The 19,633-nt window shown below is 66.3% G+C and carries 20 protein-coding genes; 17 read left to right on the top strand and 3 right to left on the bottom strand.

Going from position 1 to position 19,633, the window contains the following annotated elements; all coding sequences use genetic code 11:
* Positions 1-35 precede the first annotated feature (35 nt).
* From KEC55_RS34790 to KEC55_RS34755, 8 genes are all read left to right on the top strand, one after another.
* Positions 36-1,136: an amidohydrolase family protein gene (locus tag KEC55_RS34790; protein WP_282512287.1), complete on the top strand. Its 1,101-nt coding sequence runs from the start codon at positions 36-38 to the stop codon at positions 1,134-1,136.
* Positions 1,137-1,254: 118 nt separating this feature from the next.
* Positions 1,255-1,980, top strand: a complete 726-nt coding sequence (locus tag KEC55_RS34785; protein ID WP_282512285.1) for an OmpW/AlkL family protein — start codon at positions 1,255-1,257, stop codon at positions 1,978-1,980.
* 216 nt (positions 1,981-2,196) lie between these two features.
* Positions 2,197-2,763 (top strand): TetR/AcrR family transcriptional regulator, encoded by a 567-nt coding sequence (locus tag KEC55_RS34780; RefSeq protein ID WP_282512284.1) that lies wholly within the window; start codon positions 2,197-2,199, stop codon positions 2,761-2,763.
* 224 nt (positions 2,764-2,987) lie between these two features.
* Positions 2,988-3,413, top strand: coding sequence for an organic hydroperoxide resistance protein (locus KEC55_RS34775; protein ID WP_282512283.1), 426 nt, complete (start codon positions 2,988-2,990; stop codon positions 3,411-3,413).
* Positions 3,414-3,471: 58 nt separating this feature from the next.
* Positions 3,472-4,506 carry an alpha/beta hydrolase gene (locus KEC55_RS34770; protein ID WP_282512281.1) on the top strand — a complete coding sequence of 345 codons (1,035 nt, stop codon included), beginning with the start codon at positions 3,472-3,474 and terminating at the stop codon, positions 4,504-4,506.
* 291 nt (positions 4,507-4,797) lie between these two features.
* Positions 4,798-5,169 carry a CidA/LrgA family protein gene (locus KEC55_RS34765; protein WP_282512279.1) on the top strand — a complete coding sequence of 124 codons (372 nt, stop codon included), beginning with the start codon at positions 4,798-4,800 and terminating at the stop codon, positions 5,167-5,169.
* Entirely contained in the window at positions 5,166-5,900 is a 735-nt protein-coding gene (locus tag KEC55_RS34760) for an LrgB family protein (protein ID WP_176046661.1), read from the top strand. Before KEC55_RS34765 ends, KEC55_RS34760 begins: the two co-directional genes overlap by 4 nt.
* Positions 5,901-6,130: 230 nt before the next feature.
* Positions 6,131-6,436, top strand: coding sequence for a hypothetical protein (locus KEC55_RS34755; RefSeq protein ID WP_282512277.1), 306 nt, complete (start codon positions 6,131-6,133; stop codon positions 6,434-6,436).
* A gap of 90 nt (positions 6,437-6,526) precedes the next feature.
* Here the strand turns inward: KEC55_RS34755 and wrbA are convergent, their stop codons facing one another.
* Together wrbA and KEC55_RS34745 are read right to left on the bottom strand one after the other, a co-directional pair.
* The gene (gene wrbA, locus KEC55_RS34750) at positions 6,527-7,129 is read right to left on the bottom strand and encodes an NAD(P)H:quinone oxidoreductase (protein ID WP_176046660.1); all 603 of its coding nucleotides are present in this window, start codon (positions 7,127-7,129) and stop codon (positions 6,527-6,529) included.
* Between the two features lie 61 nt (positions 7,130-7,190).
* Entirely contained in the window at positions 7,191-7,916 is a 726-nt protein-coding gene (locus KEC55_RS34745) for a pirin family protein (protein ID WP_282512274.1), read from the bottom strand.
* Between the two features lie 127 nt (positions 7,917-8,043).
* Here KEC55_RS34745 and KEC55_RS34740 point away from each other — a divergent pair, with 127 nt between their 5' ends.
* From KEC55_RS34740 to KEC55_RS34710, 7 genes are all read left to right on the top strand, one after another.
* Positions 8,044-8,961, top strand: a complete 918-nt coding sequence (locus KEC55_RS34740) for a LysR family transcriptional regulator (protein ID WP_282512272.1) — start codon at positions 8,044-8,046, stop codon at positions 8,959-8,961.
* A gap of 94 nt (positions 8,962-9,055) precedes the next feature.
* The gene (locus KEC55_RS34735; protein WP_282512270.1) at positions 9,056-10,177 is read left to right on the top strand and encodes a Fic family protein; all 1,122 of its coding nucleotides are present in this window, start codon (positions 9,056-9,058) and stop codon (positions 10,175-10,177) included.
* A 183-nt stretch (positions 10,178-10,360) separates the two neighbouring features.
* Entirely contained in the window at positions 10,361-10,558 is a 198-nt protein-coding gene (locus KEC55_RS34730; RefSeq protein ID WP_176046657.1) for a DUF3311 domain-containing protein, read from the top strand.
* Positions 10,559-10,641: 83 nt separating this feature from the next.
* Entirely contained in the window at positions 10,642-12,036 is a 1,395-nt protein-coding gene (locus tag KEC55_RS34725; RefSeq protein ID WP_282512268.1) for a sodium:solute symporter family protein, read from the top strand.
* A gap of 21 nt (positions 12,037-12,057) precedes the next feature.
* The gene (locus KEC55_RS34720) at positions 12,058-13,725 is read left to right on the top strand and encodes an amidohydrolase (RefSeq protein WP_282512266.1); all 1,668 of its coding nucleotides are present in this window, start codon (positions 12,058-12,060) and stop codon (positions 13,723-13,725) included.
* Complete coding sequence (locus tag KEC55_RS34715) at positions 13,722-14,750, top strand: CobW family GTP-binding protein (protein ID WP_282512264.1); 1,029 nt, start codon at positions 13,722-13,724, stop codon at positions 14,748-14,750. The genes KEC55_RS34720 and KEC55_RS34715 overlap by 4 nt, the downstream gene beginning before the upstream one ends.
* Before the next feature lie 130 nt (positions 14,751-14,880).
* A complete protein-coding gene (locus KEC55_RS34710) occupies positions 14,881-15,951 on the top strand; it encodes a lysozyme inhibitor LprI family protein (protein WP_282512262.1) in 1,071 nt (356 codons plus the stop codon).
* Between the two features lie 25 nt (positions 15,952-15,976).
* Here KEC55_RS34710 and KEC55_RS34705 read toward each other — a convergent pair whose 3' ends face one another.
* Positions 15,977-17,062 (bottom strand): LacI family DNA-binding transcriptional regulator, encoded by a 1,086-nt coding sequence (locus tag KEC55_RS34705; protein WP_282512260.1) that lies wholly within the window; start codon positions 17,060-17,062, stop codon positions 15,977-15,979.
* Between the two features lie 241 nt (positions 17,063-17,303).
* Between KEC55_RS34705 and rbsK the strand changes: the two genes are divergently transcribed.
* Together rbsK and KEC55_RS34695 are read left to right on the top strand one after the other, a co-directional pair.
* The gene (gene rbsK, locus KEC55_RS34700) at positions 17,304-18,230 is read left to right on the top strand and encodes a ribokinase (protein WP_282512258.1); all 927 of its coding nucleotides are present in this window, start codon (positions 17,304-17,306) and stop codon (positions 18,228-18,230) included.
* Between the two features lie 60 nt (positions 18,231-18,290).
* Complete coding sequence (locus KEC55_RS34695; RefSeq protein ID WP_282512256.1) at positions 18,291-19,610, top strand: MFS transporter; 1,320 nt, start codon at positions 18,291-18,293, stop codon at positions 19,608-19,610.
* Positions 19,611-19,633: the final 23 nt, after the last annotated feature.

Here is a 19,633-nt window from a genome sequence, read left to right as displayed (position 1 = left end):
ACCCGGTGTTCATTCGGCTTGACGAAGCGAGCTGGATGCTCGAATTTGATTCGGACTATATATTATTTAAATTCAAACTGGAGAATAGGGTGAGCCGTATCGACGTTCATCATCACTTTGTGCCACCCGTATATCGCGCCGCCATGTCCCGGCAAGGCCTGACCAAGGTTGCGGGTGCCGATCTTCCCGCCTGGACCGAAAATGAATCGCTCGCGGTGATGGATGCTCATGCCATTCGAGTCGCGTTGCTGTCAATCTCGGCGCCAGGCGTGTATTTCGGCAATCTCGATGAAGCGTGTGCGCTGGCACGAGGATGCAACGAGTACGCCGCTGAACTGCGTCAGCGATACCCCGATCGTTTCGGATCGTTTGCGGTATTGCCCATGCCGTTTACCGATCATGCGTGCAAGGAGGCGATTCATGCACTGGATGTGCTTGGGGCAGACGGTATCGTCCTGTTAGGAAGTACCGAGGGGCGCTTTCTGGGCTCGCCGGAATTCGACGAACTGATGGCCGAGCTGGACAGGCGCCAGGCGGTTGTATTCGTGCATCCGAACCTGCATCGGTCAAGCGAAGAGCTCGGGTTGATCGCACCGGGCTTTCTGATCGAGTTCCTGTGCGACACGACGCGTGCCGCGCTGAACCTCGTCCTGACCGGCACGATGGAGCGCTACCCCAATATCCGCTGGATTCTGGCGCATGCGGGCGGCTTCGTTCCGTATGTCGCGTGGCGCCTGTCGCTCGCCAATCTTCTTCCTGAGTTCGTATCCAGCATGCCGGCAGGCATGCTGACCTATATCCGTAGATTTCACTTTGACACTGCGCTCTCTCCGGCCGACTTTCCACAAGCGGCGCTGCGCGAATTGGTCGATCCGTCCCAGGTGCTGTTCGGCAGCGATTTCCCGTTCGCGCCTGCACCGGTGACAGCGATGCAATGCAACACGCTGGAGCATTCGAATGTTTGGGATGCCAACGCGCGCGCGGCGATCGAATCCGGTAATGCTCAGCGGCTGTTTCCCCGCCTGGGGGGCTTACCCATGGGCGCGCCCTTGAAGCGTATCGATCCGCTGACGTCCCTGAAGCGGGCTGCCGCTGTCACGAGTGTGCGCGTGATCAACAAACTCAGAAATCGTTGACCGATATTCCGATTTGTTTCGCGGCGGAATATTCGTGAACTGGCGGGCTCCCCGCCGGTTCCCGAATGACGAATCCTGCACCACTGGAAATACCTTTATAACAACCTCTGGAGGCCATATGAAGCATACGAGCGCGGCAATTCTGTTGTCGATATCCGTCATTTCTTCCGTACACGCGCAATCTGCAGGACAACTAATTATCAATGCAGGTTGGTTGCACATGGCGCCTCAGGACTCCAGCGAGCCGCTGACGGTCAATGCCCTCGGCCGGTCGAACACGATGGCCGGAAGCGGAGCGACCATCTCGGATGCCGATACGGTTGCGCTCACGGCGACCTACTTCGTGACCGACCATATCGCCGTGGAGACGATCGCGGGCGTTCCACCGAAACTCCATCTCACCGGCACGGGGACGCTTGCGGGACTCGGGGAGTTGGGAACGGCGCGAGCCTGGAGCCCCGCGATCATCGCGCAGTACCATTTCGGCGCGCCGTCGGCACGTTTGCGGCCGTATGTCGGCGCGGGGATCTCGTATGTCTGGTTCAACAGCATTGACCTGAGCAATCCGGTTGCGTCCGGCAAGTTCCTCTACTCGCCTTCCGTTGGCGCGCGTCTCGAAGGGCCTACATCGGTCTCGCTGAGCAAGTCCTTTGCCCCGATTCTCAACGCAGGCCTCACCTACAATATGGACACTCACTGGTCCATCGGCGCTTCGTTTGCGTACGCGTGGTTGTCCACGAAGGCGACCCTCACGACGCGCGCGCCGGTCGGGACCGTCACGAGCACGACACGGCTGAAGATCAATCCGATCATGACCTTTGTGTCGCTGGGCTATCGCTTCTGATCGGACGCGACACAAGCGCCGGGCATCCGCGTCCCGTTCACTTGGGCGCGGATTCGAGTGCGACGTCCGGCAGTGGCCGGGTCGCGATGTCTGCAGACGTGTCAAGCGAAACGCCTGGCGTCTGCTGAGCAGTCGAGCGACGGCTCGCGCACTACCTCATCACGCCCCTAAAAAAACCCCTTGACTGTCTATCTATGAGTAGATAAAGTTCGATCCATGGAAACGAAACCGACCGTCCGCGAACAGATTCTCGACCACGCGATCACGCTGATGATGCTGCGCGGTTACAACGGCTTCAGCTATCGAGACCTGTCCGACCTGGTGGGCGTGAAGACGTCGAGCATCCACTACTACTTCCCGTCGAAGGACGATCTCGTGCTGGAAGCGGTGGCGGTTTATAGCGACGAGGTCCTCTCGGCCATGCGGGCGATCGATCGGGCGTTGCCGGCCGACGTGAAACTGAGCCTGTACACGAAGATGTTCGGTCGCACGTTGGGCGACGGCAACCTGATCTGCCTGTGCGGGATGCTGGCGTCCGATATCGAAACGCTGCCGGAGACCGTGCGGCAGGCCGTGCAGGCGTTCTTCAAGGCCAACGAGAGCTGGCTGGCGGAATTGCTGACGCAGGGCGCGCAGGAAGGCACACTGCAGTTCAGCGGCGAGCCCGACACGGCCGCGCGTACGCTGTACGCGGCGTTCCAGGGCAGTGTGCTGGCCAGCCGGCTGTTTCATACGCGGGCGCGTCTCGAGGATGTCGAGGCCGTCTGGAAAGCGCGGTCCTGACGGACGGCGCAAGCAGCAAGGCGGTTCGCCGCCTTTTTATTAAAGTTTGTTGTCTATCTTTTGATAGATAGATGATTGGCGCAGATGGGGTAACCCTCTGCATTTTTTGGGAATGTGTATCTATCTATGAGTAGATAAACAAGCGCGATGCAGTCAGCAAGGCTGTCGGCACGCGGTCCCCGGTTCGAAGGTTGTTTCTTTCATTTGCTGAAAAGGAGTCTGTCATGTCGATCGAAAAAGTGCTGTACCGCGCCCATGCAAAAGCCACCGGCGGCCGTGACGGCCGTGCGACGGTGCCCGAAAGCGGTCTCGACCTGAAGCTGACCACGCCGCGCGAACTCGGCGGCGCAGGCGGTGCAGGCGCGAACCCCGAGCAACTGTTCGCCGCCGGCTACAGCGCGTGCTTCATCGGCGCGATGAAGTTCGTCGCGGCCCGCGACAAGATCGCGATGCCCGCGGACGCTTCCATCGAAGGCAGCGTCGGCATCGGTGCGATCCCGAACGGCTTCGGCATCGAAGTCGAGCTGAGGATCTCGCTGCCGGGCCTCGATCGCGACGTCGCGCAAACGCTGATCGACCGCGCGCACCTCGTGTGCCCGTACTCGAATGCGACGCGCGGCAACATCGACGTCACGCTCACGCTTGCCTGATTCATCGCACTGCGAATCATCAATCGTCATTCACTTGCGCACACCAAGGAACACCATCATGAAGATCGTCAAGCCGCTGCTGATCGCCGCCGCCGTTGCAGCCGCGCTGTCCACCGCACCTGCCGCACTCGCCGCCGGCGCTGACGCTGCCCGTCCCGATGCGAAGACGAGCGCGTTTCTTGCCGCGCTGAACGGCCAGAAGGGTCCGGGCCTCGAAACGCTGAGCCCCGCGAAGGCGCGTCAGGTGCTGGTCGACGCGCAGAACGGCGCGAAGGTCGATCTGTCCGGCATCGACGTGTCGAACCGCACGATCGAGCAGGACGGCCTGTCCGTGCCGGTCACGATCGTGCGCCCGCAAGGCGCGACGGGCACGCTGCCGGTCTTCGTGTTCATCCACGGTGGCGGCTGGGTGCTCGGCGACTTCCCGACGCACGAACGCCTCGTGCGCGATCTCGTCGTGCAGTCGGGCGCCGTCGCGGTGTTCGTGAACTACACGCCGTCGCCGGAAGCGCATTACCCGGTCGCAATCAACCAGGCCTATGCGGCGACGAAGTGGGTGGCCGCGCATGGCGCCGAGATCGGTGTCGACGGCAGCCGCCTCGCGGTGGTCGGCAACAGCGTCGGCGGGAACATGACGGCCGTCGTGGCGCTGATGGCGAAGGACAAGGGCGGCCCCGCGATTCGCTTCCAGGGCCTGATGTGGCCGGTCACGGACCACAACTTCAACACGGGTTCGTACAACGCGTACCAACAGGGCCACTTCCTGACGCGGCCGATGATGAAGTGGTTCTGGGACGCCTATACGAAGGACGAAGCGCAACGCAACGAGATCTACGCGTCGCCGCTGCGCGCGAGCATCGCGCAGTTGAAGGGCCTGCCACCCGCGCTGATCCAGGTCGCGCAGTTCGACGTGCTGCGTGACGAGGGCGAAGCGTACGGCCGCAAGCTCGACGCGGCCGGTGTCGACGCGACGACCACGCGCTACGACGGCACGATTCACGATTTCGGCCTGCTGAACGTGCTGGCCGACGATGCGCCGACGAAGGCCGCGACGAAGGCGATGGCGAATGAAATCGCGACGCGGTTGAAGTAACGCGGCGGGCTCGCACGCGTGCCGCAAGCGTCGCGGTGCGCGTGCGAACGATGCAGAGGCGGGCGTATGCCCGCCTTTTTCGCATGCAACCGGCGCGCGGCCGGCGCGGTGAAGCACGACGCTGCCCGCCGGATTGAAACGGTCGAGCCGCGGTCGTGCGATTGCACCGTCGCGACCGGCCACGGACATTGTTGGTACGATCGCGCGTATGTCCACGCCGGCGCCGCAAGCCGCCGGCTCATCGGCCGCGCGGCTGCACGCAAGCTCGGCCACGTTCGGGAGAGGCGGTTCATGTTGCAGGCATTCGCGGTCTTGCTGACCTTCCAGTGTCTCGGGGAAGGCGTGTCCTATCTGTTCGGCCTGCCGGTGCCGGGCCCCGTGATCGGCATGCTGTTGCTGTTCGGTTTCGTGATGCTGCGCCCGCAAGTGGCCGATGCGATCGAGCCGACCGCGCTCGAGCTGCTGCGTCACCTGTCGCTGCTGTTCGTGCCGGCCGGCGTCGGCATCATGGTGTCGGCCGACCGCGTGCGCGGCGATGCGGTCGCGGTCGTCGTCGCGCTGGCCGTCAGCACCACGCTGGCGATCGCGGTGACGGCGCTCGTCACGCGCGCGCTGCTGTGGCGCCAGCGCCGCGCGGGCGGCAACGCGGAGGGCGTGCAATGACGGCCTTCCCGAAACTCGGCGCGATCTGGGTCTATCTCGCCGCGAGCCCGTTGCTCGGCCTGACCATCACGCTGGTCGCATATCTGTTCGCGCAGGCCGTCTATGCGCGGGCGCGCTTCAACCCGCTCGCGAATCCGGTGCTGATCGCGGTCGCGCTGATCGTCGTGCTGTTGACGATCACGCACACGCCGTATCCGACGTATTTCGAAGGCGCGCAGTTCGTCCACTTCCTGCTCGGCCCGGCGACCGTCGCGCTCGCGCTGCCGCTGTATCGCCAGTGGTCGAAGCTGCGGCGCACCGCGCTGCCGCTGCTCGTCGGCCTGCTGGCGGGCTCGCTGACCGCGATCGTGTCGGCGGTCGGCATCGCCGCGCTGTTTGGTGCGTCGCACCAGACGATCGCGTCGCTCGCACCGAAATCGGCGACGACGCCGATCGCGATGGCCGTCGCGGCGGAGATCGGCGGCATTCCGTCGCTCACGGCCGTGCTCGTGATCTCGACCGGGATCTTCGGCGCTGTGTGCGCACGCGGGATCCTCAATCTGCTGCGGGTCGACGAGCCGGCCGTGCGCGGTTTCGCGCTCGGCGTCGCGTCGCACGGGATCGGCACCGCGCGCGCCTTCCAGGTCAGCGAGGAGGCCGGTGCGTTCGCGGGGCTCGGGATGGGGCTGAACGGCGTGCTGACGGCATTCGTCGTGCCGATCCTGCTGCCGATGCTGTCGCGCTGGATCTGAGCGGGCGCCGGCCGGCGCGGGGGTATCGGTTTCCCTGATGGCGCGGAAGATTTGCCGAAAAGACGGTGCACACGGCGCGCATGTATCGTGGCCGTTATCGGGAGAATTCAGGAACGCACACGGACATTTGTGCAGTGATCGGCTAACGTTGCATCGGCCCCGTTGTCGCAAGCCGTCGCGTGCGCGCAGGTGTCCGACCCACAATCAACAATCGACAAGGAGATTCGGCCATGAAGCAGTCTCGCGTGGTTTCGGTGGCAGTAGCAGTAACGGCGTCGTTCGGTCTGTTGTTGACCGCCGTGCCGGCGGCATACGCACAGGATCAGGCGTCCGCGCCGACACAGAAGCAGCTCGACAAGGCGCAGAAGAAGGCGGCGCGCAAGGCGGCCCGTGCGCGCCACGCGTCGGACCTGAAGGCGATCGGCACCGGCAGCGGCTACCGGTTGACCAACGACCAGAGCAACTATCCGCAGAACGCCGCGCAGAAGGCGCCCGCGACGAAGGCGGCGCCGGCCGCGCCGGCTTCGGGCCAGTAACGCCCGCAAGCCTTGCACAGGACGAACGGCGCCGGTTGAACCGGCGCCGTTCGTTCGTGTGCGCGACTGCGGGAGCGCGAAGCTGCCGCGTTACGACGCGAGCTTGCTCGCGATTTCCGCGACGTGCTTGCCCTGGTAGCGCGCGATGTCGAGCTCGTTCGCGCTCGGCTGACGGCTGCCGTCCGCGCCCGCGAGCGTCGTCGCGCCGTACGGCGTGCCACCGGTGATTTCGCTCATGTTGACGAGCCCGCTGCACGCGTACGGTACGCCCACGATCACCATCCCGTGGTGCAGCAGCGTCGTGTGGAACGAAGTGATCGTCGTTTCCTGGCCGCCGTGCTGCGTGCCGGTCGACGCGAACACGCTGCCGATCTTGCCGACGAGCGCGCCCTTCATCCACAGGCCGCCGGTCTGGTCGAGGAACGTGCGCATCTGGCCGGCCATGTTGCCGAAGCGGGTCGGCGTGCCGAAGATGATCGCATCGTAGTCGGCGAGTTCGTCCACCGTGGCGACCGGCGCTGCCTGGTCGACCTTCACGCCGATCGCACGGGCTTGGTCGACGGGAATCGTTTCCGGCACGCGCTTGAGCGCGACCTCGACGCCGGGCACCGATTTCGCGCCTTCCGCGATGTGCTGCGCCATCGTTTCGACGTGCCCGTAGGACGAGTAGTAAAGAACGAGTACCTTGGCCATGTTGCGAATCTCCGATTAAAAGAGCCCCGCGTTCAGCGGGGCCCGGTTTCCCGAACGGGCGTTATGCCCATTCAGCCGTTACTTCGACCGGACGCAGGTCGAACACTAGCATTTCGGCGTCTTTGCCGTCGGCGATCGTCAGCGCCTGTTCGCCGCGGATGCGCGCGCCGTCACCTTCGCCGAGCGTCACACCGTTGACCGTCACGCTGCCGCGTGCCACATGCACGTAAGCGAAGCGGCTCGGGTCAAGTTCCAGCGTAGTGCTTTCGTCGCCGTCGAACAGGCCCGCGTAAATCCGGGTGTCCTGCCGGATCTTCAGCGAACCGGCATCGCCGTTCGGCGACACGATGAGTGCGAGCTTGCCGCGCTTGTCGCCGTCCGCGACATTCGTCTGCTGATAACGCGGCTCGGCACCCTTTTCAGCCGGCCCGACCCAGATCTGCAGGAAATGCACCGGCGTTTCCGGCGAGTGGTTGAACTCGCTGTGGCGCACGCCCGTGCCCGCGCTCATCAGCTGCACGTCGCCCGGCACGATCACCGAACCGGTGCCCATCGAGTCCTTGTGTTCCAGCGCGCCCTCGAGCACGTACGACAGGATTTCCATGTCGCGGTGCGGGTGCGTACCGAAGCCGCGGGCCGGGGCGACGCGGTCGTCGTTGATCACCAGCAGGTCGGAGAAGCCGACTTGCTTCGGATCGTAGTAATTCGCGAACGAAAACGTATGACGGGAGCTGAGCCAGCCATGCTCCGCACGGCCACGTTGGTTTGCTGCACGGATTTCGATCATGATTTTTTCCTTGAAGTCGCCGGACCTCGGAAGTGGGACCGGCCGTTCGTTGAGATGAATCTTAGGTCAATCGATTTGACAAATAAATGGCTGTAGAGATAATGACTGTCGCTATGGAGTGGACAATATGGAACTCAACGACCTGAGAATCTTCGTCGCGACCGTCGATGCGGGCAGCTTCACGGCGGCGGCCGACCAGCTGATGCTGTCGAAACAGTTCGTCAGCCGGCGCACGATGGCGCTGGAGGCCTCGCTCGGCGTGCGGCTTCTGCACCGCAATACGCGCAATCTCGCGGTGACCGAATCGGGGCAGGAGTTTTATGCGCGCGCGCAGCGCATCCTCGCGGAGATCGCCGACGCCGAGCAGGCGATGTCGGTGCGCAGCACCGAGCTGCACGGCTCGCTGAAGATCAGCGCGCCGCTGTCGTTCGGGATCACGCACGTGTCGCCGCTGATCGCCGAATTTCTGTCCGCGCACCCGGCCGTGCGGCTGAACCTCGATCTGACCGACCGGCGCGTCGACCTGATCGGCGAAGGCTTCGACCTCGTGCTGCGGATCGGCTCGCTCGAGGATTCGACGCTGATCGCGCGCCCGCTCGGCGCGTGGCGGATGATCGCGTGTGCGAGCCCCGCGTACCTGAAGCGGCAGGGCACGCCGCAGACGCCGGCTGACCTCGCCGGCCACACGTGCTTGCTGTACGGGCGCGAGCGGCGCGTCGGCTGGGAATTCCGCGTCGACGGCGCGTCGCGTACGTTCGACGTGCAGGGGCCGCTCGTCGCGAACAACGGCGAAGTGGTGCGCGACGCGGCGATCGCGGGGCTCGGCATCGCGCTGCTGCCGCACTTTATCGTCGGCGCAGCGCTCGACAGCGGCGCGCTCGTGCCGGTGCTCGACGCGTTCGTGCCGCCGCCGATCACGCTCAATGCGGTGTTTCCGCAGCATCGGGAAGGGTTCGTCACGCTGCGCACGTTCATCGGATTTCTTGCCGAGCGGCTCGGCGACGCGCCGCCATCCGGTAAACGCGGCGCGGGCCGGACGCGGTAGCTGGCCGCCGTGCGGCGAATAGGGCGATTATTCTCCGCAGAATATGCGGAGAATATTGAGCCGTGCGGTGAATCGGTGAGATAATCTCCGCATCATGAGCGGAGATTACACTTTCATCTGGGAGTCGGCCGACTGGCCGACGTGGCGCTTCGATCTCCCGGCACTCGCCACACCACTGGCCGACGTCAGCCGTGCGCAAGGCATGCTGGCCGGGCGGCTGGCGGATCTCGGCCTGGCGCTGCGCGACGAGGCCAGCCTGGCCGCGTTGACGGAGGACGTCGTCAAGACCAGCGCCATCGAAGGCGAAACCCTGAACGTCGCATCGGTCCGCTCGTCGATCGCGCGCCGGCTCGGGGTCGACATCGGCGCGCTGGCGCCGGTCGACCGCCACGTCGAGGGCGTCGTCGACATGGTGCTGGACGCGACGACCCATGCGGCGGAGGCGGTCACCGAAGCCCGCCTGTTCGGTTGGCATGCGGCGCTGTTCCCCACCGGCTATTCGGGATTGTCGCGAATCACGGTCGGCGGATGGCGTACGGATGCGAGCGGGCCGATGCAGGTGGTATCCGGGCCGATCGGCCGGCAGCGCGTGCACTTCGAGGCGCCGCCGGCCGCACGCCTGGCGCGCGAGATCGCGCGCTTTCTCGTGTGGCTCAATGCCGAGCCAACCGAGCCGTTGCTGATCCGGGCCGGCCTGGCCCATCTGTGGTTCGTCACGCTCCACCCGTTCGACGACGGCAACGGCCGTATCGCGCGTGCGCTCGGCGATCTGGTGCTGGCGCGCGCCGACCGGAGTCCGCAACGCTTCTACAGCCTGTCGGCGCAGATCCAGCGCGAGCGCAACGCGTACTACGACGTGCTGGAGCGCACGCAGCGCGGTTCGCTCGACGTCACGGAATGGCTCGCGTGGTTTCTGGATACGCTGGGCAGGGCCATCGATCACGCGCACACGACGCTCGACGCGGTGTTGATCAAGGCGCGCTTCTGGCAGCGATGTGCCGGCTTCGCAATGAACGCGCGCCAGGTGAAGGTGATGAACCGGCTGCTCGACGGCTTCGAAGGGAAGCTGACGACGACCAAGTGGGCGGCCCTCGCGAAGTGTTCGCCGGACACCGCGCTGCGCGACATCACGGAGCTTGTCGAACACGGCGTGCTGCGCCGTTCGTCGTCCGGCGGCCGGAGCACGAGTTACGAGCTGGCGCCGTTCGACGGCTGATATCCGTTCGCGCGATCACGGGCATGTGCTGCCCGTCACTGGCCCAAGCGATTGCCTGCGTCTGGCACTATCCCGAGCCTTTTTGTCTTCGAATACTGGATTCGCTGCCGGATGTCGCGCAGGCGCCGCCTGCCGCATCCGTGCACGCTCATTCCGTACGAACCCGCTTTCGAGGAGACACGCATGCTCAGGTACCTGATCGGCATCGGTATTCCGTATCTCGGCGTGCTGGGCGTGCTGCCCTGGGTGGCCGCGCAGGACCGCTACGTGCTGGGCGTGCCGTTCGTCTTCATGTGGATCTTCGCGTGGTTCGTGCTGACGTCCGGCTGCCTGTTCGCGTGCTGGATGCTGTTCGATCGCCGCGCGGGCGGCACCGCGTAGCGCGCCGTCGCTTCGTTGCGGCGCGCCGGCCGCAAGCGCTTTCCGGCGAATCCCACGCTTTCCGTCCCTTCGCAGAGGTGCGCATGTCAACGGTCGTCTTCGCCGCGCTGATCGCGCTGTCGCTCTATCTCGCCGTTCGATCCGGCCGCGGCCGCGGCAAACAGAGCGTGCATGACTTCTTCGTCGCGTCGCGCCAGTTCGGCACGGCGCTCGTGTTCTTCCTGACCGCCGGCGAGATCTACAGCATCGGCACGATGGTCGGCTTCCCCGGCGGCATCTACGCGAAAGGGCCGACCTACGGCGTGTGGTTCCTCGGCTATATCCTGCTGGCTTACCCGATCGGCTATTTCGTCGGCCCGAAGATCTGGGAGGCCGGCAAGCGCCACAACGCGATCACGCTGCCCGACCTGTTCAAGGGCCACTACCGCAGCCGCGGGCTCGAACTCGTCGTTGCGTGCGCATCGATCCTGTTCCTGATCCCGTGGGGGCAGCTGCAGTTCACGGGGCTCGTCGCGGCGCTCAAGGGGCTCGGCTGGCATGTCGAGCCGCTGTACCTGATCCTCGTGTGTGCGGCGCTCGCGTTCACCTACATCGCGATCTCCGGCGTGCGTGCGTCGGCGTACATCGCGATCCTGAAGGACATCCTGATGCTGCTCGCGATCGTCGTGACGGGCATCGCCGTCGCCTGGCAGGTCGGCGGCGTGCATCCGGTGTTCGACGCCGCGAGCCGGCAGGTCAGCAACACGATGAGCGGATCGCAATTGCGCTTCTCGATGAGCACGATGCTGTTCCAGTCGCTCGGCTTCTACCTGATGCCGTTCGCCGCGCAGAATTTCTTCACCGCGCGCGGACCGAACGCGATCCGGCGCACGCAGGTCGTGATGCCGCTGTACATGCTGATGTATCCGTTCCTCGTGATCGCGTCGTACTACGCGATCACCGCGAACCTGAAGCTCGCGTCGCCGAACGACGCGTTCTTCGCCGCGGTCACGCACCTGCTGCCCGACTGGCTGATCGGGCTCGTTGCGGCCGGCGCCGCGCTGTCGGGGCTGCTCGTGCTGGCCGGCATCTGCCTCGCGATCGGGCCGATCGTCACGCGCAACCTGATGCCGAACCTGCCGGAGTCGCGCCAGAAGCGTGCGGCGAAATACGTGATCGTCGGCTACCTGCTGTTGTCGATCGCGACCACGCTGCTCACGCCGAACCTGATGCTCACGCTGATCAACACCACCTACTACGGCGTCACGCAATTCCTGCCGGGCGTGCTGATCCTGCTCGCGCGGCGCCAGGTGCGGCCCGTCGCGGTGGGCGCCGGGATGATCTGCGGCCAGGTGCTCGCGATGATCTTCTACGTGTTCCACATCGATTTCGGCGGCATCAATCTCGGCCTCGTGTGCCTTGCCGTCAACGTACTCGTCGTCGCTGCCGTGCATGCGATGCTGCACGGCCGTCCCGTCAAGCAATACGCCGTATCCTGACGCAAAGGAGAACCGCCCCTCATGCAAGCATCCGCCACTCCGGCCGCACCCGTGACGGTCTTCACCGCGCGACGCATCCTGACGATGAACCCGGCGCAGCCGTCGGCCACGCACGTTGCCGTGTGCGACGGCCGCATCCTCGCGGTCGGCGACGCCACCGACGCGGCTGCGTGGCAAGCGCGGTTCGGTGCGTGTACGGCCGACGACACGCTGCGCGACAAGGTGTTGATGCCGGGTCTCGTCGAAGGGCATTGTCATCTGATGGAAGGCGCGATGTGGGACGCGGTGTATGTCGGCTACTACGACCGCCGCGGCCCGGACGGCACGCTGTGGCCGGGCCTGCGCTCGCTCGACGCGGTGCTCGACCGGCTCGCCGACGCCGAGCGCGCGATGACCGACGACGGGCCGTTGCTCGCGTGGGGCTTCGATCCGATCTTCTTCGGCACCGCGCGGCTGACTGTACGCGAGCTCGATCGCGTGTCGGCGCGGCGGCCGATCGCGATCCTGCATGCGAGCGTGCACCTGATGAACGTGAACGGCGCGATGCTCGCGCGTGCGGGTATCGACGAGGACACCGATATCGACGGCGTGTCGCGCGACACCGACGGCCGCCCGACCGGCGAGCTGCAGGAGTTCGCGGCGATGCTGCCGGTGTATCAGACGATCGGTGGCAAGCTGGCGATTTCCGCGAGCGAGAAGCCACACGCGGTCTGGAATTTCGGGCGCGTCGCGCAGCTCGCGGGCGTGACGACGGCCACCGATCTCGTCAACGACCTGTCGGCCGACGGCAACCGCACGCTGCACGAGGTGACCGCCGATCCCGACTACCCGGTGCGGATCGTGCCGGCGTTCGCGCCGCAGCGTAATCCGGCGCGCTCGGCCGACAGCGTGCTCGCGGAGATCGAACGCAACACCGACAAGCTGCATTTCGGCCCCGTGAAGTTCATCGTCGACGGCTCGATCCAGGGCTTCACCGCGCGCGTGCGCTGGCCCGGTTACGCGGGCGGCCAGCCGAACGGGCTGTGGCTGATTCCGCCCGCGCAGATCGTCGACGTGTTCGAGCCGTTCCATCGCGCGGGGCTGCAACTGCACGTACATACCAACGGCGACGAAGCGACCGACGTCGTGCTCGATGCGATGACGACGCTGCTCGCGCGCCATCCGCGCCCCGATCATCGCCATACGCTGCAGCATTGCCAGATGGCGGACGCCGCGCAGCTCGCGCGCGTTCGTGCGCTCGGGATGTGCGTGAACTTCTTCGCGAATCACCTGTATTACTGGGGCGATGCGCACTACAGCCAGACGATCGGCCCCGATCGCGCGAACCGGATGGACGCGGCCGGCTCCGCGCGGCGGCTCGGCATTCCGTTCGCGCTGCATTCGGATGCGCCGATCACGCCGCTGAATCCGTTGTTTACCGCATGGTGCGCGGTGCAGCGCGAGACGGCGTCCGGGCGGGTGCTGGGCATTGGCGAGCGGTTGCCGGTGGACGATGCGCTGCACGCGATCACGCTCGGCGCGGCGTATACGTTGCGGATGGATCATCTCGTCGGCAGCATCGAGATCGGCAAGTACGCGGATTTCGCGGTGCTCGACGACGATCCGTCGGTCTGCGCACCCGCGCGTTTGAAAGAACTCGCCGTATGGGGCACCGTGCTCGGCGGGCGTGTATTCCGGTCGCCGCGATGAGCGCGCGCGCTGCGGTTGACTCGACCGCGCTTGCACCGATCGACCTCGCGGTGATCGGCGGCTATCTCGGCGCGGGCAAGACGACGCTCGTCAACGCGATCCTGAAGGCGCCGCACGGCCGGCGCATCGCGGTGCTCGTCAACGATTTCGGCGCGGTGAACATCGACGCGCGGCTCGTCCGCGCGCGCGGCGACGACGTGATCGAACTCGACAACGGCTGCATCTGCTGCACGATCGGCGGCGCGCTCGTCGATGCGCTGACGCGCGTCGCGACGCGCGCCGTGCGGCCCGAACTGCTGCTCGTCGAGGCAAGCGGCGTGGCCGATCCCGCGAAGATCGCGCAGATCGGACTACTGAACGGGGCGTTCCGGTTGACGTCGGTGCTCGTCGTTGCCGACGCGCTCGCGTGGCGCGACACGCTGGCCGATCCGCTCGTCGGCGCGATGGCGCAGCGCCAGCTCGACGGGGCGGGCGCGATCGTCGTGACCAAGCTCGATCTCGTCGCGCAAGAGCGGCGCGATGCGGTGCTCGACGATGTGCGCGCGTGTGCGCCGACCGATATCGTTGTCGCGGCCCGGGAGGGCGAGATTCCGCTCGCGTTGCTGTTCGACACGGCCGTGCCCGATCGCCGCGGGATGCAGGCTGACATCGCGCGGTTGCACCGGCCGATCGGTCATGACGTGATGCCGGCGTTCGCGAGCGTCACTGTCGCCGTGCCGGACGTGCTCGACAAGGCGCGGCTGCGCACGTGGCTGAAGGCGTTGCCGCGCACGATCCTGCGTGCGAAAGGGATCGTGCGCGTGGCCGACGCGGAAGGTGCGGTCGCCACGCGCGTTTGCCAGGTCGCCGCGCGGCGCCTCCGGTTCTCGTCGATGGAAGGCGACGGGCGGGCACCGTGCGAGGGGGAGGGCGTGATGGTGTTCATCGGGATTTTCGATCATGCGACGGAAGCCGTATTGCGTGACGGAATCGTGCAATGCAGCGTGGCTGCCGAAGCGGTTGCAATGACATCGAACGTCGATTGATTGGCGTCGCGCATTCGGGTTACGCTTCGGCGGGCGGCGGCATGCGTGGCATGCCGGGCCGGGCGTTTTTACCTCGAATGTCGCGTGCAGGTAGCTTCTACAGGCGCGCGACCCAGCGACGATCAAGCCGATGACCATCCTGAACCGATCGAATGCGCGCGGACACGCCGCGCTTTCCGCATCTGCCAAGCGGCGCACGCACCTGTCATCTGTCGCGGCGGCCGCCCTGCTGACGCTGCTGCCGGTTGCCGCGCATGCGGCCGGCTTCGACTGCGCGAAGGCCGCTTCGCCGACCGAGAAGGCGATTTGCGCGGATACCGCGCTGTCGAAGCTCGACGGTGACCTGTCGGCCGCGTGGAAGAAGGCGCTCGCAAAGGGCGGCGATACGGCCGCGCTGAAGGCCGCGCAACTGAAGTGGCTCAAGCAGCGCGACCAGTGCGGCAGCGACGCGCCGTGCCTTGGCGACCGCTACCGCGAACGGCTCGCGAGCCTGAACGGCACGCCGCTCGCCGCCGACCGCTGGCAGCAGACGTGGTACATGACGAGCGACAACCCGTCGTTCGGCGGCGCGGTCACGTTCACCGGCACGGCGCCACGTCTGCATTTCGAACTGAGCGGCAACAACGGTACGCATGACGGCTGGCTCGACGGCGACATCGTGCTGCACGGCGACAGCGGTACCTTTCGCCGGGACAAATGCCGGCTCGATTTCGACCGGAAGGGCGGACGCATTCGCATCACGCAACAGGGCGCCGATTTCGATTGCGGCGCGGGCGCGGGTGTCGTCTATGCAGGCGACTATGTAACTGCGTCGCAGTTTCAGGCCAAACCGCCGGCCGACCTGCTGAGTCTCAAGGTCGTGACCGACGCGACGCAGAACGCGACCGCGCACAAGCTGCTCGGCGCCGATTATCAGACGCTCGTCGACATGGTCAACTCCAGCGCCGACGAGAAGGATCTCGACGGGCTCAACGCACACGTGACGTCGTACTGGGTGCGCGGCATCGCGACGACGAACGCGGCGATCGTGATGCGCCGCGGCACCGACCTGTGGATCGGGCTGCTCGTGTTCGATGCAAAAAACAACGTGCGGATGCGCTATTACTCGAACGTGCCGGCGTGGAAGAAAACCGTGCCGAAGACGATCAACGCGTGGCGCGACAATCTCGACAAGACGCTGCCGGTCGACGTGATGCAGTAAGCAAGCGCCGCCGCCCGGCGTTGCTTCATGTCTTGCGCGCGGCACGCACCTGTGCCGGCGGCGCGGCGGATTCCCGCGCGCGCAACTCGGGCAGCACGGCATTGCCGGGCCCCGTGGCGCCGTTCTCGAGCGCGTCGAGCAACGCATGTGCGGCCTGGCGCCCGATCGCGTCGGTGTCGACCCACATCGTCGTCAGCGGCGGCTGGATCTCGCGTGCGAGCGCGATATCGTCGAACCCCGTGATCGACAGTTGGGCGGGCACGTCGATGCCGAGCGCCTGCGCTTCGAGCAATGCACCGAGCGCGAGCGCGTCGTTGCCGCAGATCACGGCTGTCGGCCGCGTCGCCGCGTCGCTGCCGGCGATCGCGCGCAGGCTTGCTCGCCCGAACGCGATCGTTGCCGCGCCTTCGTGCTGGTGCATGGGGCGCACCGCGAGGCCATGCGTGGCCAGCGTGTCGTGAATGCCGCGCAGGCGGGCTTGGACGCGGTCGTTGTCCGCCGACGGCTGCATGATGATCGCGAAATCGCGATGGCCAAGGTCGAGCAGGTGCGTGGTGAGCCGCGCGAACGCCGCGCGGTTGTCGAAGCCGATGCAGCAGTGCGGGCTGTCGTCGCGATACGCATAGGTGACGACATACGGCACGCGATGCATCGCCAGGAGTTCGAACAATTCCGGCGGATACGCTTCGCCGACCAGCGACACGGCTTCCACGCCGCGCGACAGCATCGCGCGCACCTGCGCCAGCGCCTGCGCGGGATCGTAGTTCGAGCAGCCAAGGAACAGCGTAATGCCGTGTTCGGCCATGACCGTCTGCATGCCCGCGACCTGCGACGCGAACACCTGGTCGTCGAGCGTCGGAATGATCGCGCCGGTGATGTGCGTGCGCGTCGACGCGAGTGCGCGGCCGGCCGCATTCGGAATCCAGTTCAATGCGCGCGCCGCTTCGCGCACGCGCTGCTGTACGTCGGCCGACACCTTGCCGGGGTCGTTGTACACGCGCGAGACGGTCGCGGTCGACACGCCGGCCAGTTTCGCGACATCGCCGAGCACCGAACGGCCGCTGCCGCGGCGCGCCCGCGATGCGCCACCGCGGGACGGGGGCGTGCTCATCGGCTGTCTCCCGGCGCGGTGGGCCTGCCTGCGCCGTGCGTTGGCAGTCGCGTCATTGTTTACCCTCGATTCATGATGGTCCCGCTTGCATCCTCATTCGATCCTGTGAGAATGTAAGCGCTATCTTCCTGCTGCTTCGTATTATGTCAGACATGGATCTCACCCGCATTGCGAAATTTTCAGAGACGACGGCCGTTCCGGCCATTTTGTCGGCCTCAAATGTAAGCGGTTACATTCAAGCATGAGCAAGACCACTTCACCGCGTATCGCCGTCGTCGGCAGCGTCAACATCGACCTCGTCACGCGCGCGCCGCGCCTGCCGGTGCCGGGCGAAACGCTGCTCGGCACGGCATTCCAGACCGTTCATGGCGGCAAGGGGGCGAACCAGGCGGTTGCGGCCGCACGCCTGGGCGCATCGGTCGCGATGATCGGCTGCGTGGGCGACGACGCATTCGGGGCGCGCCTGCACGGCGCGCTGGCGGCCGAGCGCATCGACGTGACGCATCTGCATCGGATCGGCGGCACGGCAACCGGCGTGGCGACGATCACGGTCGACGACGGCGGCGCGAACAGCATCGTCGTCGTGCCTGGTGCGAATGCGTGCCTCGATGCCGACCGGATCGACGCGGCGCGCGAAGCGATCGCGGGGGCGGCGCTGCTCGTGTGCCAGCTCGAAGTACCGGTTGCCACCGTCGTGCGCGCGATTGCCTGTGCCGGTGCGCGCCACACACCGGTGCTGCTCAATCCGGCGCCCGCGCAGCCGCTGTTCGACGCATTGCTGGCACGGGTCGACTACCTCGTCGTCAACGAGACGGAAGCCGAGTCGCTGACCGGTATCGCCGTCGGCGACGACGCGTCGGCCGTGCGCGCCGCCGACGCGCTCTGCGCGAAGGGGGTCGCCAACGTGCTGGTCACACTCGGCGCGCGCGGCGTCTGCTGGCGCGGCAGCGCAGGGAACGGCCGTCACCGGGCGATGAAGGTGGTGGCCGTCGATACGACCGCGGCCGGCGACACGTTCGTCGGCGGGTTCGCGGCGGCCCGCGCGGGCGGCGCGTCGATGGACGACGCGATCGGCTTCGGCCAGCGTGCGGCCGCCATCAGCGTCACGCGCTACGGCGCACAGACCTCGATCCCGACGCGTGACGAAGTCATGCGTATGGATACCTGAATTCCGCACACGACGGAACGGCCGGAACCGGCCGATACCAGTGACATGGAGACAACCGACATGAACGAAAACCAACCTGTTCCGCCCGCGCCGCCACGCATCCGGCGCGGCCAACGCGTCGCGCTCGCGCTGTTGATGGCGAGCGGAATCGTCAACTACCTCGATCGCGGCACGCTGGCCGTCGCGAGCTCGGCGATTCGCGGCGATCTCGGCCTGTCGCTCGCGCAGATGGGGCTGCTGCTGTCCGCGTTCTCGTGGAGCTATGCGCTGTGCCAGTTCCCGGTTGGCGGGCTGGTCGACCGCATCGGCCCGCGCCGGCTGCTCGGCATCGGGTTGATCGTCTGGTCGTTCGCGCAGGCGGCGGGCGGCATCGTGTCGACCTTCGGCTGGTTCATCGTCGCGCGCATCGTACTCGGCATCGGCGAGGCGCCACAGTTCCCGTCGGCCGCGCGCGTGGTCAGCAACTGGTTTCCGCTGCGTGCGCGCGGCACGCCGACCGGCATTTTCAACGCAGCATCACCGCTTGGCACCGCGCTGGCGCCGTTGCTGCTGTCGATTCTCGTGGCGTCGTTCGACTGGCGCTGGGCGTTTATCGCGACGGGGGCACTCGGTCTCGTCGTCGCGGTCGTCTGGTTCGCGCTGTACCGCGATCCGGTGCGCGCGCAACTGTCTGCCGCCGAGCGCAGCTATCTCGATGCCGACGCGCAAAGCGTGGCGGCGGCGCCGAAACTGACGTTCGCCGAATGGCGCAGCCTGTTCTCGCACGGCACGACCTGGGGGATGCTGATCGGCTTCTTCGGCTCCGTGTACCTGAACTGGGTCTACCTGACCTGGCTGCCGGGCTACCTGACGATGGAGCGGCACATGAGCCTGATCCGCACCGGATTCGCCGCGTCGGTGCCGTTCCTGTGCGGGTTCGTCGGTTCGCTGGTCGCCGGCTGGCTGTCGGACCTGGTCACGCGCCGCAGCCGTTCGCCTGTCGTGAGCCGGCGCAACGCGGTGGTGGTCGCGATGCTCGGGATGGTCGCTTTCACGATCCCGGCCGCGCTCGTGCAGAGCAACACGGTTGCGCTCGCGTGCATTTCGGTCGTGATCTTTCTCGCGAACGCGGCGTCGGCCTGCTCGTGGGCGCTCGCGACGGCAGCCGCGCCGCCGAGCCGTGTCGCGTCGCTCGGCGCGATCCAGAATTTCGGCGGCTTCATCGGCGGCGCGCTTGCGCCGATCCTGACGGGCATCATTGCGCAGAAGTGGTCGTTCGTGCCGGCGCTGCTGACGGCCGCGGCGATCGCGTTCGCCGGTGCAATGGCCTATCTGCTGCTGGTGCGCAAGCCGATTCCCGAGCAGGCCGCGAACGCCGCGCCCGGACCGTTACCGGCGTGAGCCGCGGTCTGCTCCCCGCATTC

The sequence above is a fragment of the Burkholderia cepacia genome (assembly GCF_029962485.1).
Classification (GTDB): Bacteria; Pseudomonadota; Gammaproteobacteria; order Burkholderiales; family Burkholderiaceae; genus Burkholderia.
This window is presented reverse-complemented; position numbering and strand designations above follow the sequence as displayed.